Source organism: Tsukamurella sp. NPDC003166 (assembly GCF_040611135.1).
GTDB lineage: Bacteria > Actinomycetota > Actinomycetes > Mycobacteriales > Mycobacteriaceae > Tsukamurella.
The window spans coordinates 1-22,988 of sequence record NZ_JBEXNL010000025.1 but is presented as its reverse complement, the minus strand read 5'-3'; the positions used below and the strand labels follow the sequence as shown (position 1 = coordinate 22,988).

Here is a 22,988-nt window from a genome sequence, read left to right as displayed (position 1 = left end):
CCTGCAGGTTTACATCTATACGAAAGATGTCCATGGATCACTTGACAAATGAGGCTCAAGTGTCAAATACTCGTGCCAGAGCGTATGACATCAGTCACAGCCCCACCCGGGGCGACAAGGATAAGGAGGGCACCATGAAGGGCCTGGCTTATATCGACGCGGACGGCAACCCCGCCGTCTGGACCGACCACAAGAAGCGCCTGTGGCTGTGGGGCCTGTTCGTTCCCACCGCCCTGTTCTTCGCGGTCGGGCTCATGATGCTGCTGGGTATCGGCAGCACCCCGCTGATGTACCTCGCGCCGGTGCTCTGGTGGATCGGCCCCATCCTCCTGTACGTGATCCTCCCGATCGTCGACATCAAGGCCGGAGACGACGGCGAGAACCCGCCGGAGGAGGTGATGGAGGCGCTGGAGAACTCCACGTACTACAAGTGGCTCACCTACATCTTCCTGCCCTTCCAGCTGCTGTCGCTGGTGGCGATGTGCTACTTCATCACCGCTGACAATCTGACCTGGCTCGGCGGCGTCTACGCCGATGGCGGCGGGCTCGGCCTGATCAGCCAGATCGGCGTCACTCTCAGCCTCGGCGTCGTCGCCGGCATCGCGATCAACACGGGCCACGAACTCGGCCACAAGAAGCCCGAGAACGAGCGATGGATCGCCAAACTCACCCTCGCGCCGGCCATGTACGGCCACTTCTTCATCGAGCACAACCGCGGCCACCACGTGCGTGTCGCCACCCCGGAGGATCCCGCGTCCGGCCGCTTCGGCGAGACCTTCTGGGAGTTCCTGCCGCGCAGCGTGTGGGGCAGCCTGAAGTCCTCGTGGGAGCTGGAGAAGACCCGTCTCCAGCGGCTCGGCAAGAGCCCCTGGACGCTCAAGAACGACGTGCTCAACGCCTGGATCATGACCGTCGTCCTGTTCGGCGCCCTGGTCGCCGGCTTCGGCTGGTACGTGCTGCCCTTCCTGATCCTCCAGGGCGTGTACGGGTTCAGTCTGCTGGAGTCGGTGAACTACCTCGAGCACTACGGCCTGCTGCGCCAGAAGCTGGCCTCCGGCCGCTACGAGCGCTGCGCCCCGAAGCACTCCTGGAACTCCGACCGCATCATCACCAATGTCTTCCTGTACCACCTGCAGCGCCACAGCGACCACCACGCGAACCCCACGCGCCGCTACCAGACGCTCCGGTCGTTCGAGGAGGCTCCGTCGTTGCCCCAGGGCTACGCCACGCTGATCGGCCTGACCTACTTCCCGCCGCTGTGGCGCCGGCTGATGGACCACCGCGTCCTCGACCACTACGACGGTGACATCACCAAGGTCAACATCCACCCCCGTGTCCGCGACAAGGTGCTGGCGAAGTACGGCGCCACGACGACCGGAGAGCAGGCCGCAGCATGAGCTCCTTCCAGTGCCCCGTCTGCGACTACGTGTACGACGAAGCGGCGGGCGCGCCCCGCGAGGGCTGGCCGGCCGGTACCGCGTGGGACACCATCCCCGACGACTGGAACTGCCCCGACTGCGGGGTCCGCGACAAGATCGACTTCGAGCCGGTCTGACCCGGCCGCAACCGCAACACCGAAACAGCAAGAACACGAGAGGAATCCATCATGAGTGACGCACCCTTCAAGCTGTTCCGCTGCCTCCAGTGCGGATTCGAGTACGACGAGGCCGAGGGCTGGCCCGAGGACGGCATCGAGCCCGGCACCCGCTGGGACGACATCCCCGACGACTGGTCCTGCCCCGACTGCGGCGCCGCCAAGGCCGACTTCGAGATGGTCGAGGTGTCGCGAGCATGAGCACCGACAGTGTGGTGATCGTCGGCACGGGCGTCGCAGGCGCCACCGCGGCCCTGGCGCTGCGGACCGGCGGATACGACGGGGACGTGACCCTCATCGGGCGCGATCCACACCTTCCGTACCGGCGGCCCACGCTGTCGAAGGACGTACTGCTCGCGGGCATGCCGGTCGAGAAGGCCCTCATCAAGCCCGCCGAGCACTGGTCGGACATCGGCGTCACGGTCCGCACGGGAGTCACCGTGACCGGCGGCGAGACCGGCCCGCGCACCCTGGAGCTGTCCGACGGTTCCGCCCTCACCTACGGCTCGCTGGTGCTGGCCACCGGCGGCGCGGCCCGGCACCTGCCGGGCCTGCCGCCCGGGCCCCGCGTCCGGTACCTCCGCGACTTCGCCGACGCGGTGGGCCTGCGCGACGAACTGGGCCGGGCCGGAAGCGTGATCGTGCTCGGTGCCGGTCTGATCGGCTCCGAGGTGGCATCCGCCGCCGCGAAGCTGGGCGCCTCGGTCGCCGTCATCGAACCCGCGCCACTGCCCCTGGTCCGCGTCGTGCCCCCGTCGATCGGGGAGCGGCTCGCCGCTCTGCAGCGCGACGCCGGGATCGACCTGCTGCTCGGCGTCCGGCCGGGTGAGATCACCGTCGAGACCGACCAGGTAGCGGTTGCGCTGCCCCACGGTGCCGCGCTGGTCGCGGACGTGCTCGTCGTCGCGGTGGGCTCCGCCGCCGACACCGGGCTCGCCGAGCGGCTGGCACTGCGGGTGGACGACGGTATCCTGGTGGACGAGCGGTACCGCACATCCGCCGACGGCGTGTACGCCATCGGCGACTGCGCACGGGTGCCCCATCCGCTGGAGGGTGGCACCTACCGGGCTGAGAACTGGTCGGCGGCACAGGACCAGGGCACGGCCGTCGCGCAGGTGCTCCTCGGCGAGTCGCCGGCGCCCACGGTCCCGTGGGGCTGGTCGGCCCAGTTCGGTGCGGTGCTGCAGTTCGCGGGATGGCCCGCGGCGGAGGACGCGCTGGAGGTGGACGGTTCGATGGACACGAGTTCCAGTGATGCCTTCTTCGCCCGCTGCAACCGCGGCGGATCGTTCGTCGGCGCCATCGCGATGGGCCGGCCGAAGGAACTCCGCGCGGCGCGCGGGGAGCTCGCCGAGCAGATCGCGGCGGCGGTCGTGCGATGACCGTCCTCGCCGGGCGTGACGCCGATGCCGCCCCCAAGCAGTCCGTGCGGGATCAGGCCCTCGATGCCGTGAGCGGGTTCCTGCGCGGCCACGAGTGGTCGGCGGTCACCATGGCGGCCGTCGCCCGGGAGGCCGGCGTCAGCAGGCAGACGCTCTACAACGAGTTCGGCTCCCGCAAGGGGATGGCCGTGGCCTACGTGACGCGGTTCGTCGACGGACTGCTCGCCTTCGTGCAGGAGCGGATCGACGCGAATCCCGGCCGGATCGACGCTGCCGTCGAGGACGCGATGCGCGGGGTGTTCCAGATCGGTATAGGCGACCCGGTGGTGCTCAACATCGTGGGCCCGAACCCGCACCGCGACCTCATGGGCATCGTGACGATCGACGGTACGCCGATCATGCAGCGGGCCACCGAGGGGCTCGCGGAGATCCTGGCGATGAGCTGGGCACAGGTCCGGCGGTCCGAGGCCCAGGTCGCGGCAGCCGTGCTGGTGCGTCTCGCCTTCAGTCACCTGACGATGCCGATCGAGGGGCCGGACGAGGCCGCGCGCGAGGTCTCGGTCGTGCTGTCGCCGTACCTCACCCAGGCCGTCCGGGCCTGACGACCGCGGCGTCCCGTCGGGCTGCCGGGGCGCTCACGCCGAGCAGTCGGCGCACCGCCCGAAGATCTCCAGCGTGTGCGTGACCTCCGTGAAGCCGTGGGCGGCGGCGGTCCGGGCGGACCAGGCCTCCACGGACCGGTCGGTGACCTCGACGGTGCGCCCGCACTCCCGGCACACCAGGTGGTGATGGTGCTCGTCGGAGCACAGCCGGAAGAGGGCCTCGCCGCTGTCGGTGCGCAGGGTGTCGACGGCGCCGGCGTCGGCCATCGCCTGCAGATTCCGGTACACCGTGGTCAGGCCGATCGACTCCCCGTCGGTGCGCAGCTGCTCGTGCAGCTCCTGCGCCGACTTGAACTCCGACACCGACTGCAGCGCGTGGGTGATGGCGCCGCGCTGCTTCGTCGCGCGGATGCCCGTGCCCCGTGACGCAGCGCCGCTCGCGGTCGCCGGCCCTTCCGCACTGGTCGCGCGCCCACCTGTGCCCTTCGCTGCGCGCGTCGCCTCGGTCACGCGCCCGCCCGTTCGGTGGCGTGGGCCACGGCGTCGACCACGATGTGCGCGAGGTGGTCGTCGACGAGGCGGTAGATGATCTCCCGGCCGTTGCGCTCGCCGCGGACGACGCCCGCGGACTTGAGCACCCGCAGATGCTGGCTGACCAGCGGCTGGGTCACGCCGAGCGCGTCCACCAGTTGGTGCACGCAGAGTTCGGAGTGCATCAGCTCGAGCACGATCGAGATCCGGACCGGCGCGGCGAGGGCGCGCAGCAGGTCGCCGGTGGCGATGAGCACCTCGGGATCGGGCTGCGTGTCCGGCGCGGACTCGGGATCGACGGGGCACTCGGCGACGATGTCGATGTCGGTGGGAATGGGACTACCTCCTGTTATCAACAATCATTTTCATATGCGGCATCGACTACGTCAAGCGCGCCGGTGGAGACGTCCCATCGCGCCGCCGGCGGGGCGGCGAACGGTAGAGTCGATCCGTACGTCTTACCTATCCACAACCTTCTCGGAGATGAAGCGCGCCGTGGCCAAAGCAACCAAAGTCGATACCGTCGCCAACCTGTGCAAGCGCAGGGGGCTGGTCTTCCAGTCGGGTGAGATCTACGGCGGCACGAAGTCGGCCTGGGACTACGGGCCGCTGGGTGTGGAGCTCAAGGAGAACATCAAGAAGCAGTGGTGGCGCAACATGGTCACCTCGCGCGACGACGTGGTGGGCCTCGACAGCGCGATCATCCTGCCCCGCCAGGTCTGGGTCGCATCGGGCCACGTCTCCGTCTTCAACGATCCGCTGGTGGAGTGCCTGAACTGCCACAAGCGGCACCGTCAGGACCACCTGCAGGAGGCCTACGCCGAGAAGCGCGCCGCCAAGGGCGACGAGGTGAACCCCGACGACGTGCCGATGTCGGAGATCGTCTGCCCGGACTGCGGCACCAAGGGGCAGTGGACCGAGCCCCGCGACTTCAACATGATGCTCAAGACCTACCTCGGCCCGATCGAGTCCGAGGAGGGCCTGCACTACCTCCGCCCGGAGACCGCGCAGGGCATCTTCGTGAACTTCAAGAACGTGATGACCACGGCGCGTAAGAAGCCGCCGTTCGGCATCGGCCAGATCGGCAAGAGCTTCCGCAACGAGATCACGCCCGGCAACTTCATCTTCCGGACGCGCGAGTTCGAGCAGATGGAGATGGAGTTCTTCGTCAAGCCCGGCGACGACGACCAGTGGCACCAGTACTGGATCGACTACCGGCTCAAGTGGTACACGGACCTGGGTATCAACCCGGAGAACCTGCGCCTGTTCACGCACCCGCAGGAGAAGCTGAGCCACTACAGCAAGGGCACCGTCGACATCGAGTACCGCTTCGAGTTCGCGGGCAGCGAGTTCGGCGAGCTCGAGGGCATCGCCAACCGCACCGATTTCGACTTGGGCACCCATTCGGAGCACTCGGGTGAGTCGCTGGAGTTCTTCGATCAGCAGACCGGCGAGCGGTACACACCGTACGTGATCGAGCCCGCGGCCGGCCTCACCCGCTCGCTGATGGCCTTCCTCGTCGACGCGTACACCGAGGAGGAGGTGCCGAAGGCGAACGGCGGCACCGACACCCGCGTCGTGCTCAAGCTGGACCGTCGCCTCGCGCCGGTGAAGGCAGCGGTGCTGCCGCTCTCCCGCGACGAGAAGCTCTCGCCGAAGGCGCGCGAGCTGGCCGCGCAGCTGCGCCAGTACTGGAACGTGGAGTTCGACGATGCCCAGGGCATCGGCAAGCGCTACCGCCGCCAGGACGAGATCGGGACGCCGTTCTGCATCACCGTCGACTTCGACACCCTCGAGGACGACGCCGTGACCGTGCGCGAGCGCGACACGATGGAACAGGAGCGGGTGCCGCTCTCGGAGATCCAGCAGTATCTGGCCGCGCGCCTGGCCGGCTGCTGATCAGGCGCCGACGCCGCCGCCCGTCCCGCAGCTCGCGGGGCGGGCGGCGACGTTTCTAGCTGCAGGTGATCTCGACGCGGAACTTCTTGGTGCTCAGGTTCGCCGCGCGGGCCTCGCCCGTGATCGTGTAACGGTTGCCGGCCTTCGACGCCTTCGCCGAGCCGACCTGCCCCACAGGGGTGTTCAGCACCGTCATCACGTTGCCGCCGGTGGCGATGAACAGACTCGACACGGTAGGCGGATTGCCCTCGGTGAGCATGGCGCCGATGCCCCGCGCCGTCTGCGCGCTGCCGGATCCGATGGTGATCGACTCGCCGTTGCGGGTGCACCCCGCATTGACGAATTCGGCTGCGCTCTCGGTCTTGCCGTCGATCTCGACCACGGTGCTGGAGTCGGTGTTGGGGGAGGTGCAGGCCGCGAGGGCGACCAGGACGCCGCCCGCGAGGACGACTGGCGCGATTTTCATAGACACACCGTACCGGCCGGATAGCGGTGCGCCGTGGGATACTCGATGGCATGACGAACGGTAAGGTGGTCCACTTCGACACGCAGCGCGGCTTCGGCTTCCTCGCGCCCGATGCGGGCGGCGAGGACGTCTTCCTCCACGTGAACGACATCGACTTCGACGAGTCGGCCCTGCGGCCCGGCACCGCGGTGACCTTCGACGTCGAGAAGGGCGACAAGGGGCTCAAGGCCGTGAACGTGGCGGTCGTGGGCGGCGCGCCCGCGGCATCGTCGGCGCCCCGGCGGGACAACCGTGACCAGCGCGACAACCGGGGCGACCGAGGCGATCGGCGTGAGCACGCGCCCCGTCGGGACTCCGCACCGCGCGCCGCCGCCGGCGCGCTCGACATGCAGTCCTTCGTCGACGAGCTGACCGAGCTGCTGCTCGACTCCTCGGACGATCTCACCGCCGGCCAGATCATCGAGATCCGCCAGCGGATCGCGGACTTCGCCTTCTCGCGCGGTTGGGTCACCGAGTAGGTGCCGCTGCTGCCCGGTCCGGCGGCCTACCAGCCGGCCGATGTCGAGAGGCTCGTCGCCGAGCGGCCCAAAACGGCTGGCCTCGAGGCGGATCCGGAACCGACGCTGTTCTCCGGTCCGCAGTGGGAGGCGCTGCGCTGGGAGGGGCACAGCTCCGCCTTCGCCCGCGACCGCGCGCGCGTGCTGCACAGCGCCGCCCTCCGTCGCCTCGCGGACAAGACGCAGGTCGTGGGACCGCGCGAGGGTGACACGCCACGCACCCGCCTGACCCACTCGCTCGAGGTGAGCCAGATCGGCCGCGGCATCGCGCTGGGCATCGGTTGCGACCCGGACCTCGTCGACCTCGCCGGCCTCGCGCACGACATCGGCCACCCGCCCTACGGCCACAACGGCGAGCGCGCGCTCGACGAGGTGGCCCGGCACATCGGCGGCTTCGAGGGCAACGCCCAGAACCTGCGCATCCTCACCCGGCTCGAGCCCAAGGTTCTCGACGCCGAGGGACGGTCCGTGGGCCTCAACCTCACGCGTGCCGCCCTCGACGCGGCCACGAAGTACCCGTGGTTGCGGCGCGAGCCCGGCGGCAAGTTCGGCGTGTACGACGACGACGCGCACGTCCTCGACTGGATGCGCGGCGGCGAGAACGGGCCGCACGGGACCCGTCAGAGCCTCGAATCGCAGGTCATGGACTGGTCCGACGATGTCGCGTACTCGGTGCACGACGTGGAGGACGGTGTGCTGTCGGGCCGGTTGGACCTGCGCGCGCTGTCCTCGCGCGAGGAGGTGCGCAGCCTGTCCGGCTTCGGCGCCGACAGCTTCCGCGGCGCCGAGGCCGCCGAACTCGAGGAGGCCGGCGCCCGCCTCGCCTCCTTCGAGGTCGTCGCCGCGGCCGCGCAGTACGACGGTGGCCTCGCCTCGTCCGTCGCCCTCAAGCGGATGACGAGCGAGCTGGTGGGCCGGTTCGCGTCGGCCGCGATCGACGCGACCCGCGCCGCTACCGGCAACGAGCCCGTGTGCCGCTACGAGGCCGATGTCGCGGTGCCGTCGTCGGTGCGCGCCGAGGTGATCCTGCTGAAAACCATGGCGCTGCAGTACATCTACTCGAATCAGCTGCACCTGGCGGTGCAGCAGGGGCAGCGGGACCGGATCCTTCGCGTCGCCGACTACCTGATGGGTGCCTCACCGTCGAACATCGACCCGCTGTACTCGCCCGCGTACCTCGCCGCGGATTCCGACGCCGTCCGCCTGCGCGTGGTGATCGACCAGATCGCGTCGATGACGGAGACGCGGCTGGAGCGGCTGGACCAGAAGGTCCTCGAGGGCTGAGCGGCAGTACACTCGAACTCGTGGTCGGCAGAATCCCGGAGCGTGACATCGCGGCGATCCGCGACCGTGCGCGCATCGAGGACGTCGTCGGCGAGTACGTGGCGCTGCGCCCCGCCGGGGTGGGATCGATGAAGGGCCTGTGCCCGTTCCACGACGAGAAGACCCCCAGCTTCCACGTGCGGCCCACGCAGGGCTTCTTCCACTGCTTCGGCTGCGGCGAGGGCGGGGATGTCATCTCGTTCCTGCAGAAGATCGAGCACGTCCCGTTCGTGGAGGCGGTCGAACAGCTGGCCGACAAGGTCGGCATCCAGATCAGCTACGAGGGCGGCGGCCCCGGTCCGAAGCAGGACCGCGGCACCCGCATGCGCCTCGTGGCCGCGAACACGGCCGCGCAGAAGTTCTACGCCGAGCAGCTGCGCACGCCCGAGGCGGAGATCGCGCGCGCCTACTTGGCCGAGCGCGAGTTCACCGAGGAGGACGCGCGGTTCTACGGCTGCGGGTACGCACCGTCGGGCTGGGACACGATGACGAAGGCGCTGCTGCGCCAGGGCTTCGACGTCAAGGAACTCGAGGCCGCGGGGCTGTCCAAGCAGGGGCAGCGCGGCCCGATCGACCGGTTCCACCGCCGGTTGCTGTGGCCGATCCGCAACCTCGGCGGTGACGTGATCGGGTTCGGCGCGCGCAAGCTGTTCGATGACGACAATCTCGGCAAGTACATGAACACGCCGGAGACCATGCTCTACAAGAAGTCCCAGGTGCTGTTCGGGCTCGATCACGCGAAGAAGCACATCGCCAAGGGGCATCAGGTGGTGGTCGTCGAGGGCTACACCGACGTCATGGCGATGCACTCCGCCGGCGTGGAGACCGCCGTCGCGTCCTGCGGTACCGCGTTCGGTGAGGACCACGTCTCGCTCGTGCGGCGGCTCATGATGGACGACAGCTACTTCCGGGGTGAGGTCATCTACACCTTCGACGGCGACGAGGCGGGCCGGGCCGCCGCGATGAAGGCCTTCGACGGCGACCAGAAGATCGCCGGGCAGACCTTCGTGGCCGTCGCCCCCGACGGGATGGACCCGTGCGAGCTGCGGCAGCGCCGCGGCGACGAGGCGGTCCGCGACCTCATCGCCCAGCGCGTGCCGATGTTCGAGTTCGCGGTGAAGACGCTGATCACGGAGTTCGACCTCGATACCGCCGAGGGGCGGGTCCACGCGTTGCGCCGTTCGGTGCCCGTCGTCGCCCGGATCAAGGACATGGCGCTGCGGGACGAGTACGCCCGCCAGCTGGCCGGGTGGGTCGGCTGGGACGACGTCACACAGGTGCTGCGCCGCGTGCGCGAGGAGTCCGCGCGCATCCGCCGCGGCGAGGGACGTCCCGGGCCGGGGGCGCCGGCACCGTCGAACAACCGGGTCCGGGAGGCGGTCCCCGAGGCCCCGGCATCCCGCCCGACGGGGCCGCAGCGCCCGGACCCGAGCGACCCGGTGCTCTGGGTGCAGCGCGAGGTGCTCAAGGCCGCGCTGCAGGTGCCCGCGCTGGCGGGCATGGTGTTCGACGCTCTGTCCGACGACATGTTCACCGACCCCGCGTACCGCGCGGTGCGGCTGGCGATCGAGGCCGCGGGCGGGATCGCCGCGGGCCTCGGCGGCCCGGAGTGGGTCGACACCGTGGTGCGCACCGTCGACGGCCCGGTGCTGGAACCGCTGGTCACCGAACTGGCGGTGGAGCCCCTGCAGGTGGCCGGCGACCCGTCGCCGCGGTACGTCGAGTCTGTGATGGCGCGGCTGCAGGAGGTGTGGGTCGGTGCCCAGGTGGCCGACCTCAAGTCCAAGCTGCGGCGCATGTCGCCGGGGGCCGACGGTGACTACAACCGCCTGTTCGGCGACCTGGTGGCGCTCGAGAGCTACCGGCAGAGCCTGCTCAAGATGGCCGTGGGCGACTCGGGCTTCTGACGTTCGGCGCGGTCAGTCCAGGTCGGTCTTGGGGGAGTAGATCACCGTCTGCGCGTCGATCTCGCGCATGGTGCGCATCTTCGGATCGGGGTTGAGCTGCTCGGCGAGCTTGCGGCGCCCGATCTCCACGGCCTTCTTCGTGGCCGGGCTGGTGGCGATGGCCTTCGCGGTGCGGTTGATCTGCTCGTACCGGCGGCGCCCGGCCTTGGTGCCCAGCACGTAGCCCGCACCTGCGGCGATAACCAGTCGGATCATGAGGCCACTGTACCGGCCGCGGGCCGGCATCCGCGGGCGGTGCTGTCAGTCGTCCTCACTGTGCACGTGCGCGCGCTGACCGTCGCGATCGAAGATCATGAGGATCTCGGTGGGGCCGCCGATCGCGGCGAAGGCGTGCGGGGTCATCGTGGCGAACTCGGCCGCTTCCCCGGCGGCGACGGTGATCTCGCGGTCGCCGAGGAGCAGGAGGAGTTCTCCGCTGAGCACGAACAGCCAGTCGTGCCCGGGGTGCACCTGCTGGCGCGGTCGGGCGGCGGTCGGCTCGATCAGCGCCTTCAGCGCTTGCGTGCTACCGCCGGGCTTGCTGAGCGCCCACATCGTCCTGCCCGTGGACCGGCTCGGTACGGGGCGGATGACCACGTCCGCGTCGTCACTGGTGTCCAACAGCGCATCCAGCCCGACGTTCAGCCCCGTGGCCAGCGGAAGCAACACGTCCAGGCTGATCGCGCGCTTGCCGGTCTCGATCCGGCTGATCGTGGACGGGCTGAGGTTCGTCCGCGCGGCGAGCTCGTCCAGGGACAGGCCGAGCGTGGTGCGCAGGCTGCGCAGGCGGGCCCGGACGACGGCTTCGATCGTGCTGAGTTGGCTCACACCGACCTCCTTTGCTGATTGTGCAAGAAGCATGGCATATTCCGCAGGAGAGATCTACGGTCGAAGGCATGAGTGAACACCACGCCGCCACGGAATCCGCGCCCTCGTTCGTCCGCCATTGCGATGTCGCCGTCATCGGCGGTTCCGCGGCCGGGCTCGCCGCCGCGCTCCAACTCGGGCGTCAGCGCCGGTCGGTGATCGTGGTCGACTCCGGAGAGCCGCGCAACGCGCGAGCCGAGCACATGCACAGCTTCCTCGGCCGCGACGGCACCGATCCCGCGGAGCTCCTCGCGGCGGGGCGCGCGGAGGTGCGCGGGTACGGCGTCGAAGTGCTCTCCGGCCGGGTGACGCGGGTGACCGGTGCGGCCGGTGCGTTCGCGGTCGAACTCGCCGAGGGCACCGAGATCGTGGCGCGCCGCATCGTCGTCGCGACGGGACTGTCCGACGAGCTGCCCGAGGTCGAGGGGTTGGAGGAGCAGTGGGGCCGCGCGGTCTTCCACTGCCCGTTCTGCCACGGCTTCGAGGTCCGGGACCAGCGCCTCGTCCAGCTGGTCACCCACCCGATGGAGCTGCACGCGGTCCCGCTGATGCGGCAACTGAGCGACCGGCTCACCGTGGTGATCGCCGATGGAGTCGAGATCACCGACGCGGAGCTGCAGGCCCTTCGCAGCGCCGGGATCGACGTCCGTCTCGCCGCGACGGCGCGGCGGGTGATCGTCGCCGCTGGCGGCGGTTTCGCCGGCGTCGAACTCGCCGACGGCACCCGCGTGGACGCGGACGCCATGCTGGTGGGAACGCGCTTTCATCCGCGATCCGGCCCCGTCGCCGGCATCGGTGTGCAGGCTTCGGCGCACGCGAGCGGTATGGGCGAGGTGATCGAGGTCGATCCGATGGGCGCCACCGCGATCGACGGGGTGTACGCAGTGGGAAGCATCACCGAACCCGGTCAGCAGGTGCTCTCCGCGGCCGCGCACGGCGCTCGGGTCGGCGGCGCGGTGGCGATCGGCCTCGCGACCGAGGACCTGCACGCCGCGGCGCGCCCGTCCGGCTCCGCGACGGACTGGGACCACCGCTACGGCGGTGACGCGATCTGGAGTGGGAATCCGAACGGCTCGTTGGTCGTCGAGGCCACAGGCCTGCCCGTCGGCAGGGCGCTCGACGTCGGGGCCGGAGAAGGAGGCGATGCGCTCTGGCTCGCCGAACAGGGCTGGGACGTGACCGCGACCGATATCTCGTCCCAGGCGCTGGACCGCATCGGCGCCGAGGCGCGGCGTCGCGATCTGCCCGTCACGTGCCGGCTGGCCGATGCCAACGCGCGCGATCCGTTTCTCGTGGAAGAGCCTGGAGCCGCGGGTGCGTTCGACCTCGTGACGGCCGCGTACGCGTCGATCCCGCGGACCCCCGATGGGCGCGGGGTGCGCAGCATGCTCGGTGCCGTCGCGCCCGGCGGAACGCTGATCGTCCTCAGCCACGATCCCGACGCGATGCGTGCACACCGGCACGGGCACGTGCCGTTCGATCCGGACGCCTACGTCGGTATCGACGACATCGTGGCGGAGCTCGATGCCGATCCCGCCTGGACCATCGAGATCAACGACACGCGCACTCGTCCGCCCGGGGCGGCGTCCGCGGGCCGGCACGTCGACGATCACGTGCTGCGCGCCCGGCGCGCGGGCTGAGCCTCGGCGCGCGAGACGGTCGCAGCGACCGGCCGATAGGCTCGACCCATGAGCTCGTACCCGCCCCCGCAGACCGTCGAAGCGTTCGAGGCGAACATCGCGGAGGTCCTGCGCCGCATCGACGCGGCTGCGGTCCGGGCGGGGCGGTCACCGTCGGACGTGCGACTGCTGCCCGTCAGCAAGACGGTGCCCCAGGAGCGGCTGCGCCTCGCTGTCGCGGCGGGCTGCCGGGAGCTGGGCGAGAACAAGCCGCAGGAGGCCAAGCGCAAGAGCGCCGAGATGGCGGACCTCGACGTGTCGTGGTCGGTGATCGGACACCTGCAGACGAACAAGGCGAAGGACGTCGCGGCCGTCGCCGCGGAGTTCCAGGCCCTCGACAGCCTGCGGGTGGCGGAGGCGCTCGACCGTCGGCTGCAGGCCCTGGGCCGGGGACTCGACGTGTACGTGCAGGTGAACACGTCGGCGGAGGAGCAGAAGTACGGCTTGCCGCCCGCCGAGGTGCCGGCGTTCCTCGAGGCGCTGCCCACGTTCACATCGCTGCGCGTGCGGGGGTTCATGACCCTCGCGGAGTTCTCCTCCGACGAGGCCCGGGTGCGTGAGTGCTTCCGGGTGCTGCGCGGGGTGCGCGACCGGTCGCTGGAGAAGTGGCCCGAGTTCACCGAGCTCTCGATGGGCATGTCCGGCGATTACGAGCTGGCCGTCGAGGAGGGCTCGACCTGCGTGCGGGTGGGCCAGGCGATCTTCGGCTCGCGCGCGCTGCCCGACAGCCATTACTGGCCCGCCGAGCGCTAACGCACCGAGAGCACCTGAACTCTGGCGCCGGCCGCGGGAACCATTGTGACATTGCGGTGCCGTGCGGGCTCGCCTGGGCGATCGTGGGTGCGGAGCTCGGTTCGGCGCAGAATCTCTCGCACGAGATAGGTGATCTCGGCGTTCGCGAGCGGGGCGCCGAGGCATCGTCGATGTCCTCCGCCGAACGGGAGCAAGGTGAACGGGGCTGGTCGAGCGTCGTGAAATCGCTCCGGGGTGAAGGCGAACGGCCTGGGGTAGAGGTCATCTCGGTGATGGAGCAGCAGCACGCTGATCTCGGCGACCGTGCCCGCCGGCACGATGTGGTCACCGAATCGCCACGGCACCATGAGTTCCCGCGTGATATAGGGGACAACCGGCCGGCTCCGGAGCGACTCGAGGACGGCGGATTGCACGACATCGTCCTCGCCGGCCAATGCGGCGTCGCGTACGGCGTGATATGCCCGGCGGTGTCGCGTCAGCCGCTCGAATGTCCAGGCCACCGCGTTGCCAGTGGTCTCGTGTCCGCCCAGGAGCAGCGTGAGCAATTCGTCGGAGATCTCGGCGTCGGTCAGGGCGGAACCGTCAGGGGCGTGAGCCCGCAAGAGGAGTCCGAGGACGTCGTCGCCTGGGTCCGGCGAGCGGCGGCGTTCGGAGATCACGTGTCGAAGGTTGCGGCGCCAGAGCCACATCGGTGGCCGGTTGAGTAGCTGGGCGTCGCGCCACGGAGAGTTGACCATCTGGGCGACCCTGGCGATGTGGCGGCCGGATGCCCACAGGAGGAACTCGGAGACGCCGCGCAGGTGGGTCTCGGCGTCGGTCAGCTGCTCCCTCGGCCCCAGCAGCGACGTCAGGATCACGTCGAGGGCGACCGACTCGGCGATCCGTGCCAATCGGGCGGTGCCGATCGGAAGTGTGGACAGGGCTCTGTCGGTTGCGGTCTCCAGCGCCGCGCGATGTCCCGCGAGGGAGACGCCGTGGAAACGTGGTAGCAGCAGGTCGCGCTGGTGCGCATGCCACGGCCCGACCGAGGTGAGGACGGAGCTGCGACCCACCACGGGCCGAATCGGATACAACCGCGCCGCAGTGTCGGCGAACCTGGGGTTCGCAGTCAGGAGGGCCCGCACGTGCGCTGGATTGCTGATCACGACCGTCTGGCCCGGGTTTGCGGGGTAGCTGTACCGAACCACCTCGCCGAGCCGAGCGGCATCGTCGAACATGGCGTCCGCGTGGTGCCAGGTATGCCGGAAGAGTGTGCCGACGGTGCGGGGCGTGACCCGCCCGGTCCCGACCGGGGCCGGGTCGCGGTCGGTGCCGTGTGACGCGGTGGGCTCGTTCAGCGGCTCCGCGGCGTCGGCGTCCGCGCCGAGACTACGGAGTCCGCTGGCCGCGCTCGCGGCCCTGCGGTGCCACCCGCCCATCGAGGTACCTCCATCGAACGGTTCGACAGTACGCCCGGGTGGCGCCCGGCGCCGCGGTTCCGGACGGTCAGTAGATCGTTTCGCGGCTGTGCGGCGCGGCGTTGGTGCAGTCCACGCCGATGATGTAGTGCTTGCCCGTCGGCCGCGCTCCGTACACGTAGACGTCGTACCGGCCGGCCGAGGGCAGACGGAACCCGATCCGCACGTCGTCGAAACTCGCCCCCTTGGGGCGGGAGTGGTACGTGCACCAGCCGGCGTCGCCGTAGCCCCAGTTGCGGACGAAGATCTTCGCGCCGACGGGGGTGGCGACGGGCTCGTCGAATCCGACGTTCGCCGGTTCGGCGGAACTGGCGCCGCTGCCGAGAAAGGTCAGCGGAATCGCGCCGAGAATGCCGAGTAGTGCGGCCGTGACCTTGTGATTGAGCGTCATGAGGGCTCCTTCAGTGGTTGAGGGATTGTGCGCTTTGAACAATGGCGCGATAGTCCGTGGAGCACACGAGTGGTCCGCTACTCGAAAACGGTGGTGCGAGCGCTCGGAACCGGGGATTCGTACGAAGTACGGATATAGAATTCTGCCGTGGATGCGGGGGAGTCGGCGATCGTCGGGCGGGGTGTGGAAACGTCCGAGGCAATGCTCGCGGTATCCGGGGCCAACGGCGGCGCGCTGATCGTGGGCGAGCCGGGGACGGGCAAGACGGTGCTCGCGCGCACCGTCGCCCGGAGATTCGCGCCCTCGGTCGATGCACGATGGGTGGCCGGCACGGAGTCGACGCGAGCCATTCCGCTGGGCGCATTGGGGCACCTCGTCGCTGTTCGCGCGGAGATGGATCCCATCGGGCTGCTCGCCGCGGCTCACCGGTCGCTCGCCGACGAGGCGCACCGATTGCTCGTGGTCGACGATGCGCACCTGCTGGACGCGCTCACCGCTATCGTCGTCCAGCAGTACGTCCTCGCCCGTCGAGGGCCGGTCATCGTCACCGCCAGGGCGGGTGAACAGCTTCCCGACCCGATCGCGCGGCTGTGGAAGGACGGGCATCTCCGGCGGATCACGCTGCAGCGCTTCGATCGCGATCAGAGTGAGGAGCTCGTGTGCGCTCTGCTGGGCGGCCGTGTCGAGCCTGAAGCCGTCGAGGCACTGCACCGCTACGCGCAGGGCGTTCCCCTCATCGTGAGCAACCTGGTCCGGGTCTGCATGGATACGGGAGCGGTGGTGGCACACCACGGGACATGGCGTTTGGATGGCGCGCTCGAAATGGGATCCGATCTCGCGGAACTGTTCGCTCAGCGGCTGACGGGGCTGTCCGCCGAAGCGTCCGATACGCTCGCCATGATCGCGCTCGCAGAGGAACTGGCCCTCGATGCGGTCGTCGCCGCGGGAGGCACCGCCGCCATGGCGGAGCTGGAATCCCGCAGGCTGGTGATCATCGATTCAGCGGGCTCCGGACACGTCGTTCGTGTCGAACATCCGCTCCTCGGCGACGTCGTCCGGGCACGGACCGGCGTGACTCGCGCGCGATCGTTGCGGGGCCGGCTCGCCGAGCAATTGGGACGACGGGGCCCCGGCGGTGCCGCGCCCGACGCCCGGACGCTCGTGCGCGCCGCGCGGCTGCGGATCCAGTCCGACCTTCCCGTCGACCTCGAGCAGGTCTGCACCGCCGCCGGTCGGGCGACGGCGATGGCGGCACTCGAGGTCGGCGAGGAACTCGCGAGGTGGGCTGTGGCGAACGGAGGCGGTGTGTCCGCAGCGCTGGTCCTGGGTGATGCGCTGACCTGGCAGGGGCGCGGCGGCGACGTCGAGGCCCTGATGGCACCGTACGTCGAGCAGGACCTCGGGGAGTTGCTCGCGATCCGGGTCGCAGTCCTGCGGGTGGTGAGTCTGTACTGGAACGAGGCCCGCCCCGACTCGGCGCTCAAGGTGCTCGACGGCGCCCGGTCGATCGCCACCCTGCCGCCCGTTCTGGACGTGATCGAGGGGATCGAGGCGCAGATGCGTTTCTTCCTCGGCGACGGATCGTCGCTCGCCGAGGCCGCCCCCAGGCTGCTAGCGGCCCCGAACGGCCTCCCTGAGGCGGCCGTGAGCCTGGCGGGAACCGCGGCGATCTACTTCGGCCTGGCGGGGGAATCGGCGTCGCTCCGAGCAGTGGTCAAGCGCGGGGAGGGCTTCGCCGCGCAGTCGGCGACGGGTCTGGTGCAGTTCAACATCGCCGTGGGGCAGGTTTTCGGGGACGTGCTCGAGGGCTCCCTGGACGAGGCCGACACGGTCATCGCGAGGTGGCGGATCCGTGCGGGCGGCGAGCCGTCGGCCGAAGCCATCGTCGACATGCTGGAAGGACGAGTGTCATTGGCGCGCGGCGAGCTCGACGATGCGGTGCGGCTGCTGCGCATGTCGCTGGCGCAGCCCGTCCATTCGGGGTGGCACCTGCTCGCGGCTCACATCCTGGCGTCCGCCGAATTCGAGCGCGGAGACGCCGAGGCGGCGGGTGCCGCGTGCGAACTCGTCGAAGCAGCGGTACTGCCCAACCTTGTCTGTTATCAGCCCTCGCTCGAGCTCACCCGCGCGTTCGTCGCGGCGGCGCGCGGCAACATCACGGGAGCGCGCGATGTGGCGATGCGCGCCGCTGCCGTCTACCGGTCCCAGCAGTCGTACGCAGGTGAGGTGCTGGCGCTGCACCTCGCCGTGCGGTTGGGGGATCGAAATCTCGCGGACCGACTTGCGGTATTGGACCGGCGACTGCGCAGTCGCTACAGCGGGGCCGTCCTCCTGCACGCGCGCGGTCTGGCGGGACACGCATCGAGTCGGCTCCGGGATGCGGCGGACGCGTTCGAGACCTTGGGACTGCTCTGCGCGGCAGCGGACGCTGCGGCGCACGCCGTCATGGAGTCGGACGCGCCCGAGGCCGATTCGCATCGCGCTCGGCTCAACCGCCTCGTAGCCGCAACCGGGCAGAGCACGCCGGCGGTGCGCGCGGCCAGGCGCACCCTCACGCTCACAACGCGGGAGGAAGACGTGACCGCGCTGGTCGTGGCGGGCCTGAGCAACAAGGACATCGCGCGTGAGTTGGGCGTGTCCGTGCGCACCGTCGAGGGACATCTGTACCGGATCTTCGCGAAGGCCGGAGTCTCCGATCGATCCGCCTTGCGTACATTTCTGTGATGGATCGCGTCGCGTCGTCGAGTCGGTAGGCGCGCCGACGACGACCGGTGCCCCGACGCGGGGTGCCGGCCGGCGACGGGGAGGTCAGCCGCAGGTCTTCGCGACGGCCTGGGAGAAGCCGCCGGCGAACTCGATCGTTGCCGACCTCACGATCGGCTTAGGGGTGTTGGCCAGATTCAGGATCGGCGTGCTGGTCGCAGTGCACGAGAGTGCGATTCCTGCGAGGCCGGCACTCTCGACGGACACCTTCAGTGTGGGGTAGGTGCCGATCGGCGCCCGTGCCGTACGCGTCCAGCTGTACCCCGCGCCGACGAAGACCTTGTTCTCGTCGACGACTCGGCCGTCGTCGCCGATGTAGCTGATATTGATGATCGACGCGGGGAATCCCTTGGCGGTCAGCGTGTAGCGAAGGGTGCTCTTGAGTTCGGTCGTGATCGGACCGGGGAGAGCGGAGCTGACGCCCGATCCGGCCAGCAGTATCGCGGGGGTCAGGCATGCTGCCGCAATCGCGGAACGAATCTGGTTGGTGGTCATGGTGACTCCTGTCGCGTGTTGTTCGGTGGTGATCCCACGATGACCCGTGAACGGTGAGAACTCGCGAGTACCGGGCTACTCGATTTCCGTCGGCTGTGTGCTCGCGGAGGTCAGGTACGGCACACGCGCCGACGGTATGGCCGCCGGGCGTCCGAGCGCAGCGGCTCGGTAGTGTTCGGGACGTGCTGACCGACGACGAGGATCGCCAGTTCACCCCCTGGGACATCGTGGAGTTCGTCGCCGTGATCGTGGCCCTCGGCGTGCTGTTCTGGCTGTTGGAGCCGCTGAATCCGTGGCTGCGCTATCCGGCGATCCTGATCGGGGCCTTCGCCGTCCTGATGGCGTGGCGCGGCGTGCGCAAGCTCCTCGAGCTGCGCTCGGGCGGCGACGCCACCCGGATCGCCCCGCTCACGCTGCTCGAGACCTCGCCCGGCGCGCACTCGCTCCTGCTCGTGGCCGGGGGAACCCCGTCCGACGGTGCCGTGGTCGAGTCGGGGCACGAGCCGAACGGCTACTTCTGGCAGGGCGTCGCCGAGCGCGTGGCGCCGCAGCTCGTGGAGCGGGTGAGCCTGGACAGCGAGTCCGGCATGTTCTGCGCCCGGGCCGACGACCGCGATGTGCTCGTGCTGCTCGGGGCGAAGCTGGCGCCGGTGGTCAACGATCCCGCTCGGCTCCGCGAGGTGGTCGCCGCCGCCGAGGCCGACGGATTCGAGTTCGACGACTGACCATTGCAGCACAATGGGTGGTACTGACCCGGTTGTAGCCACTGATCGGAGACCGCCCGTGCTCGGACTCGTACGCCCGTGTGTCGCCCACCTCGAGCCGGAGCTGCGCGCCCGCTGGCGCGCTCACCTGTGCGGGCTGTGCCTGAAGCTGAGGGAAACCGGCGGGCAGCCCGCCCGCGCGGCGACCAATACGGATGCGGCGATGCTGTCCGCGCTGGTCGAGGCGCAGCAGGGCGTTCCCGCGTCCACCCGGTCGGCCGGACCGTGCGTACTGCGGGGCATGCGGGGCGCCGAGGTGATCGCGCCGTCGGAACTCGGTGTGCGGCTGGCGAGTACGGCCTCGTTGACGTTGGCCGCCGCCAAGCTGGGTGACCGGGTCGCGGAGCAGGAGTTCGGCCTCGCGGGGAGGACGTCGGTGGTGGGGCGGCGTACCGTCGGCCTCGTTCGGAGAGCCGAGCGGCGGCTGGCCGGAGGCGCGGTGGCGGACGCTGCGGTCGCGGAGGCCGCGTGTGTGTCGGATTCGCTGCGCGGCCTGGCGGACCAGGCGCGGATCGAGGCCCGGGCGACCTCGCTGGCCGACGTGACGGCGCCGACCGCGCAGGCCGTGGGGGAGATGTTCGCCGCGTCGGCGACGCTGGCCGGACGCCCGGAGAACGTCGTTCCCCTGTCCGAACTGGGACGCGCCTACGGGGAGTTCGCGCACCTCGCCGATGCCGTGGAGGACCTTCCACGGGATCGAGCCCGGGGCGACTACAACCCGCTCGATGCGACGGGCACGACCGTCGAGCAGGCGGTCGATCGCCTGAAGGTGTTGCAGGGCATCGTGATCGACCGGTTGGGTCGGGTACGGATGCGCGACGATCGACTGGTCCGGCCGCTGCTACTGACCGCGATGGCGACGGTGCTCGCGGCCAACGGCGTGTCGCTGGACAAGAAGGCGAAGAAGAAGGAGGGCCGGCAGTCGGCGGGCGCGGGTGAGAACGCGGGGGACTGCTGTTGCGACGGTGACTGCTGCTGCGATGGCGACTGCTGCTGCGGCGACGGGTGCTGCTGCGACTGCTCGTGAGACGACTCCGCCCCGGTGGAAGCGGGAGCTTCCACCGGGGCGGTGACGGGTTCTACTGGGGGCCTTGGCCTATCGGGTCCGGTTGTCAGGCCTCGACGCGGACGTCGGCGCGGGCCGGGATGACCACCGGGTGCACGCCGGACATGCGCTCGAGCACGCGGACCACCTGGCAGGAGTAGCCGTACTCGTTGTCGTACCAGACGTAGAGCACGAGGTCCTTGCCGTCGGCGATGGTCGCGAGACCGTCGACGATGCCGGCGCGGTGCGAGCCGACGAAGTCGCTCGACACGACCTCGGGCGACTCGATGTAGTCGATCTGCTGGCGCACCTTCGAGTGCAGCGACACCCGGCGGAGGTAGTCGTTGACCTCGTCCTTGGTGGTGGGCTTCTCGAGGGTGATGTTGAGGATCGCCAGCGACACGTCGGGGGTGGGGACGCGGATGCTCGACCCGGTGAGCTTGCCCTCGAGCTGCGGCAGTGCCTTCGAGACGGCCTTGGCCGCACCGGTCTCGGTGATCACCATGTTCAGCACCGCCGAGCGGCCGCGGCGGTCGCCCTTGTGGAGGTTGTCGATCAGGTTCTGATCGTTGGTGAACGAGTGTACGGTCTCGACGTGGCCGCGCTGGATGCCGTACGCCTCGTCGAGGGCCGCGAGCACGGGGGTGATCGCGTTCGTGGTGCAGGAGGCGGCCGAGAGGATCGTGTCGATGTCCTCGATCGTGCTGTCGTTGATGCCGTGCACGATGTTCTTCAGCGGCGCCTTGCCGGGCGCGGTGAGCAGCACGCGGGCGGCGCCGGTGCTCTTGAGGTGCTGGCCGAGGCCCTCCTCGTCGCGCCAGCGGCCGGTGTTGTCGACGATCAGCGCGTCCTTGATGCCGTACGCGGTGTAATCGATGGTCGCCGGATCGTCCGAGTAGATGACCTGGATCCGGGTGCCGTTGGCGATGATCACGTCGTTCTCGGCGTCGATCGAGACCGAGCCGGCGAACGGGCCGTGCACCGAGTCGCGGGCCAGCAGGCTGGCGCGCTTCTCGAGGTCGTTCTTGACGCTGCGGCGCACGACGATGGCGCGCAGGCGCAGGCCGTGGCCGTTGCCGGCGTGGCTGATCAGGATGCGGGCCAGCAGGCGGCCGATGCGGCCGAAGCCGTACAGCACGACGTCGGCGCCGCCGTCCTCGCCGTGCACGGGGACGTTGCGCTTGGCGATCTCGGCGCGGAGCAGCTCCTGGATCGCCTCGTCGGTGTCGAGGTCGCCCGCCAGCTTCGCCAGCCGCGCGATGTCGATGGACGCCGGTTCGGGCTCGATCGCGAGCAGGCCGCGCAGCACTTTCTCCGTCTGCTCCAGGGTGAGGGCCTGGTGGCCCAGCTCCTCGGCGCGCTCGTGCGCCGAGATCACCGCGGAGGTGGAGAGGTTGATCAGACGGTGCCCGTGGATCGACGACACCACGCCGAACTGCCGGTACAGGCGACCGATGATCGGGATCAGGCGCTCGGCCTGCTCCTCGCGCGCCACCCAGGCGTCGCGGTGGCTGTCGTACGCGCCGCGGGCGTTGGCGTCGTACGAAGGGGAATCCGAATCCAGCTGTTGCGTCACGCTCCACATTATGCATGTCACCGCGCGTCCGGTGGGTCAGTGGGGCGATGGTGGGGGAGGTGATTGTCGGGTCGTGAAGCGGTCGGCTCGCGTCCTCGTGCCCGACGGTGCCCAGGTGCGTTCTGCTGGTGCACTCTTGACGTGTTCGACGGTGCGCGACTGCTCGTCGTCGGGCGTGTCGATCGTGACGCCAGCGCCGTTGTCCAGCAATGAGCAAGGTGCAGTACGTCAATGTCTATTGTCGCTTCATGGAAACGGACGTCGTGCAGGGTCGACGGCGGGGAGTGACTCCGCTCGGCATCTTCGGTGGGGTGCTCGCGGTACTCGTCGTGATCGAGGTGCTCGCGTGGCTGTGGGGGCAGACCATCGGAGCCGATCTGACGTGGTGGCTCGGCGCGATTTTCGGCGGACTTGCTCTCATCGCCATCTGGTTCGGTTACCTCGTCACCTGGGTGATGCGGCGTAGACGCTTCGCCTGGCACTTTGCTGATCATCCCGGTCGTCGGGCTGCTCGGACTGGCCGCGGCGTTCACGGGGCTGCCGCACAAGGCGCGGTGGGCGTACGACGAGCCTCATCTCACCGAAGCTGCGAAAGCGATCCTGGCTGATCCGCGCGCCGCGTTCTACGAGCACGGAGACCGTCGTATCGGCAGCCAGAAGATTTACCACACGGAGAGGAGAGACAACATGGTCGAGTTCTCCTTCTTCGGCGGTGGGTTCAGCGTCACGACCTTTGAATGCCGCCCTGACCGCAGCACTCCCGAGTCGGGCTCCGAGGTTCGATTCAGCCGGCTATCCGACTACTAGTGGCGCGTGGCTGAAGTCTTCTTCCGGTCGATCTTGGCGAGGATGTCCTCCGCGGTTTTGACCCACACGAACGGATGTGAGCGTGGGTTCC

At 69.6% G+C, this 22,988-nt stretch carries 24 protein-coding genes; 15 read left to right on the top strand and 9 right to left on the bottom strand.

What is annotated here, in order from left to right; all coding sequences use genetic code 11:
* Window positions 1-134 precede the first annotated feature (134 nt).
* Genes ABZX10_RS21030 through ABZX10_RS21010 form a run of 5 tightly spaced genes read left to right on the top strand, consistent with a single transcriptional unit; the run spans window position 135 to window position 3,578 of the window.
* Window positions 135-1,397 (top strand): alkane 1-monooxygenase, encoded by a 1,263-nt coding sequence (locus ABZX10_RS21030; protein ID WP_355544615.1) that lies wholly within the window; start codon window positions 135-137, stop codon window positions 1,395-1,397.
* A complete protein-coding gene (locus tag ABZX10_RS21025) occupies window positions 1,394-1,555 on the top strand; it encodes a rubredoxin (protein WP_355544612.1) in 162 nt (53 codons plus the stop codon). Before ABZX10_RS21030 ends, ABZX10_RS21025 begins: the two co-directional genes overlap by 4 nt.
* 51 nt (window positions 1,556-1,606) lie before the next feature.
* Window positions 1,607-1,795 (top strand): rubredoxin, encoded by a 189-nt coding sequence (locus ABZX10_RS21020; RefSeq protein ID WP_068521261.1) that lies wholly within the window; start codon window positions 1,607-1,609, stop codon window positions 1,793-1,795.
* Window positions 1,792-2,976, top strand: a complete 1,185-nt coding sequence (locus tag ABZX10_RS21015) for an FAD-dependent oxidoreductase (RefSeq protein ID WP_355544608.1) — start codon at window positions 1,792-1,794, stop codon at window positions 2,974-2,976. Before ABZX10_RS21020 ends, ABZX10_RS21015 begins: the two co-directional genes overlap by 4 nt.
* A complete protein-coding gene (locus tag ABZX10_RS21010; protein ID WP_355544605.1) occupies window positions 2,973-3,578 on the top strand; it encodes a TetR family transcriptional regulator in 606 nt (201 codons plus the stop codon). Before ABZX10_RS21015 ends, ABZX10_RS21010 begins: the two co-directional genes overlap by 4 nt.
* A 33-nt stretch (window positions 3,579-3,611) precedes the next feature.
* Here the strand turns inward: ABZX10_RS21010 and ABZX10_RS21005 are convergent, their stop codons facing one another.
* Together ABZX10_RS21005 and ABZX10_RS21000 are read right to left on the bottom strand one after the other, a co-directional pair.
* Complete coding sequence (locus ABZX10_RS21005; RefSeq protein WP_355544713.1) at window positions 3,612-3,989, bottom strand: Fur family transcriptional regulator; 378 nt, start codon at window positions 3,987-3,989, stop codon at window positions 3,612-3,614.
* 95 nt (window positions 3,990-4,084) lie between these two features.
* Entirely contained in the window at window positions 4,085-4,426 is a 342-nt protein-coding gene (locus ABZX10_RS21000; protein ID WP_355544710.1) for a metalloregulator ArsR/SmtB family transcription factor, read from the bottom strand.
* Between the two features lie 178 nt (window positions 4,427-4,604).
* On the opposite strand from ABZX10_RS21000, the gene ABZX10_RS20995 reads away from it, so the two are divergent.
* Entirely contained in the window at window positions 4,605-6,008 is a 1,404-nt protein-coding gene (locus ABZX10_RS20995) for a glycine--tRNA ligase (RefSeq protein WP_355544602.1), read from the top strand.
* Between the two features lie 55 nt (window positions 6,009-6,063).
* On the opposite strand, the gene ABZX10_RS20990 is transcribed toward ABZX10_RS20995, so the two are convergent.
* Window positions 6,064-6,474 (bottom strand): lipoprotein LpqH, encoded by a 411-nt coding sequence (locus ABZX10_RS20990; protein WP_355544599.1) that lies wholly within the window; start codon window positions 6,472-6,474, stop codon window positions 6,064-6,066.
* Window positions 6,475-6,524: 50 nt separating this feature from the next.
* On the opposite strand from ABZX10_RS20990, the gene ABZX10_RS20985 reads away from it, so the two are divergent.
* From ABZX10_RS20985 to dnaG, 3 genes are read left to right on the top strand one after another with little or no spacing between them, the layout of a single operon-like run.
* Complete coding sequence (locus ABZX10_RS20985; protein WP_355544596.1) at window positions 6,525-6,992, top strand: cold shock domain-containing protein; 468 nt, start codon at window positions 6,525-6,527, stop codon at window positions 6,990-6,992.
* Window positions 6,993-8,315, top strand: a complete 1,323-nt coding sequence (locus ABZX10_RS20980; protein WP_355544593.1) for a deoxyguanosinetriphosphate triphosphohydrolase — start codon at window positions 6,993-6,995, stop codon at window positions 8,313-8,315.
* Between the two features lie 20 nt (window positions 8,316-8,335).
* Window positions 8,336-10,261, top strand: coding sequence for a DNA primase (gene dnaG, locus ABZX10_RS20975; RefSeq protein ID WP_355544590.1), 1,926 nt, complete (start codon window positions 8,336-8,338; stop codon window positions 10,259-10,261).
* 12 nt (window positions 10,262-10,273) lie between these two features.
* On the opposite strand, the gene ABZX10_RS20970 is transcribed toward dnaG, so the two are convergent.
* The gene (locus ABZX10_RS20970) at window positions 10,274-10,516 is read right to left on the bottom strand and encodes a hypothetical protein (protein ID WP_068572888.1); all 243 of its coding nucleotides are present in this window, start codon (window positions 10,514-10,516) and stop codon (window positions 10,274-10,276) included.
* Between the two features lie 45 nt (window positions 10,517-10,561).
* Window positions 10,562-11,128, bottom strand: a complete 567-nt coding sequence (locus tag ABZX10_RS20965) for an XRE family transcriptional regulator (protein ID WP_355544586.1) — start codon at window positions 11,126-11,128, stop codon at window positions 10,562-10,564.
* Between the two features lie 68 nt (window positions 11,129-11,196).
* On the opposite strand from ABZX10_RS20965, the gene ABZX10_RS20960 reads away from it, so the two are divergent.
* Complete coding sequence (locus tag ABZX10_RS20960; RefSeq protein WP_355544583.1) at window positions 11,197-12,807, top strand: bifunctional NAD(P)/FAD-dependent oxidoreductase/class I SAM-dependent methyltransferase; 1,611 nt, start codon at window positions 11,197-11,199, stop codon at window positions 12,805-12,807.
* Between the two features lie 48 nt (window positions 12,808-12,855).
* Entirely contained in the window at window positions 12,856-13,599 is a 744-nt protein-coding gene (locus ABZX10_RS20955; RefSeq protein WP_355544580.1) for a YggS family pyridoxal phosphate-dependent enzyme, read from the top strand.
* Here ABZX10_RS20955 and ABZX10_RS20950 read toward each other — a convergent pair.
* Together ABZX10_RS20950 and ABZX10_RS20945 are read right to left on the bottom strand one after the other, a co-directional pair.
* The gene (locus ABZX10_RS20950) at window positions 13,596-15,017 is read right to left on the bottom strand and encodes a cytochrome P450 (protein WP_355544577.1); all 1,422 of its coding nucleotides are present in this window, start codon (window positions 15,015-15,017) and stop codon (window positions 13,596-13,598) included. The genes ABZX10_RS20955 and ABZX10_RS20950 overlap by 4 nt on opposite strands.
* Window positions 15,018-15,084: 67 nt before the next feature.
* Entirely contained in the window at window positions 15,085-15,447 is a 363-nt protein-coding gene (locus ABZX10_RS20945) for a hypothetical protein (RefSeq protein WP_068572557.1), read from the bottom strand.
* A gap of 147 nt (window positions 15,448-15,594) precedes the next feature.
* On the opposite strand from ABZX10_RS20945, the gene ABZX10_RS20940 reads away from it, so the two are divergent.
* Window positions 15,595-18,171: a LuxR C-terminal-related transcriptional regulator gene (locus ABZX10_RS20940; protein ID WP_355544572.1), complete on the top strand. Its 2,577-nt coding sequence runs from the start codon at window positions 15,595-15,597 to the stop codon at window positions 18,169-18,171.
* Window positions 18,172-18,255: 84 nt separating this feature from the next.
* Here the strand turns inward: ABZX10_RS20940 and ABZX10_RS20935 are convergent, their stop codons facing one another.
* Window positions 18,256-18,705, bottom strand: coding sequence for a hypothetical protein (locus ABZX10_RS20935; protein WP_355544569.1), 450 nt, complete (start codon window positions 18,703-18,705; stop codon window positions 18,256-18,258).
* A 182-nt stretch (window positions 18,706-18,887) separates the two neighbouring features.
* Between ABZX10_RS20935 and ABZX10_RS20930 the strand changes: the two genes are divergently transcribed.
* Together ABZX10_RS20930 and ABZX10_RS20925 are read left to right on the top strand one after the other, a co-directional pair.
* Entirely contained in the window at window positions 18,888-19,430 is a 543-nt protein-coding gene (locus ABZX10_RS20930; RefSeq protein WP_355544566.1) for an Imm51 family immunity protein, read from the top strand.
* A gap of 58 nt (window positions 19,431-19,488) precedes the next feature.
* Window positions 19,489-20,496 (top strand): DUF5685 family protein, encoded by a 1,008-nt coding sequence (locus tag ABZX10_RS20925; protein ID WP_355544563.1) that lies wholly within the window; start codon window positions 19,489-19,491, stop codon window positions 20,494-20,496.
* 85 nt (window positions 20,497-20,581) lie between these two features.
* Here the strand turns inward: ABZX10_RS20925 and ABZX10_RS20920 are convergent, their stop codons facing one another.
* Window positions 20,582-22,090: a glyceraldehyde-3-phosphate dehydrogenase gene (locus ABZX10_RS20920; RefSeq protein ID WP_355544560.1), complete on the bottom strand. Its 1,509-nt coding sequence runs from the start codon at window positions 22,088-22,090 to the stop codon at window positions 20,582-20,584.
* Between the two features lie 483 nt (window positions 22,091-22,573).
* Between ABZX10_RS20920 and ABZX10_RS20915 the strand changes: the two genes are divergently transcribed.
* Window positions 22,574-22,897, top strand: a complete 324-nt coding sequence (locus tag ABZX10_RS20915; RefSeq protein ID WP_355544557.1) for a hypothetical protein — start codon at window positions 22,574-22,576, stop codon at window positions 22,895-22,897.
* Window positions 22,898-22,988: the final 91 nt, after the last annotated feature.

Bases quoted from the DNA above. Each gene is read 5' to 3' on its own strand.
- ABZX10_RS21030 (WP_355544615.1), top strand. From the start codon at position 135: ATGAAGGGCCTGGCTTATATCGACGCGGACGGCAACCCCGCCGTCTGG.
- ABZX10_RS21025 (WP_355544612.1), top strand. From the start codon at position 1,394: ATGAGCTCCTTCCAGTGCCCCGTCTGCGACTACGTGTACGACGAAGCG.
- ABZX10_RS21020 (WP_068521261.1), top strand. From the start codon at position 1,607: ATGAGTGACGCACCCTTCAAGCTGTTCCGCTGCCTCCAGTGCGGATTC.
- ABZX10_RS21015 (WP_355544608.1), top strand. From the start codon at position 1,792: ATGAGCACCGACAGTGTGGTGATCGTCGGCACGGGCGTCGCAGGCGCC.
- ABZX10_RS21010 (WP_355544605.1), top strand. From the start codon at position 2,973: ATGACCGTCCTCGCCGGGCGTGACGCCGATGCCGCCCCCAAGCAGTCC.
- ABZX10_RS20990 (WP_355544599.1), bottom strand. From the start codon at position 6,474: ATGAAAATCGCGCCAGTCGTCCTCGCGGGCGGCGTCCTGGTCGCCCTC.
- ABZX10_RS20985 (WP_355544596.1), top strand. From the start codon at position 6,525: ATGACGAACGGTAAGGTGGTCCACTTCGACACGCAGCGCGGCTTCGGC.
- ABZX10_RS20970 (WP_068572888.1), bottom strand. From the start codon at position 10,516: ATGATCCGACTGGTTATCGCCGCAGGTGCGGGCTACGTGCTGGGCACC.
- ABZX10_RS20960 (WP_355544583.1), top strand. From the start codon at position 11,197: ATGAGTGAACACCACGCCGCCACGGAATCCGCGCCCTCGTTCGTCCGC.
- ABZX10_RS20955 (WP_355544580.1), top strand. From the start codon at position 12,856: ATGAGCTCGTACCCGCCCCCGCAGACCGTCGAAGCGTTCGAGGCGAAC.
- ABZX10_RS20950 (WP_355544577.1), bottom strand. From the start codon at position 15,017: ATGGGCGGGTGGCACCGCAGGGCCGCGAGCGCGGCCAGCGGACTCCGT.
- ABZX10_RS20945 (WP_068572557.1), bottom strand. From the start codon at position 15,447: ATGACGCTCAATCACAAGGTCACGGCCGCACTACTCGGCATTCTCGGC.
- ABZX10_RS20935 (WP_355544569.1), bottom strand. From the start codon at position 18,705: ATGACCACCAACCAGATTCGTTCCGCGATTGCGGCAGCATGCCTGACC.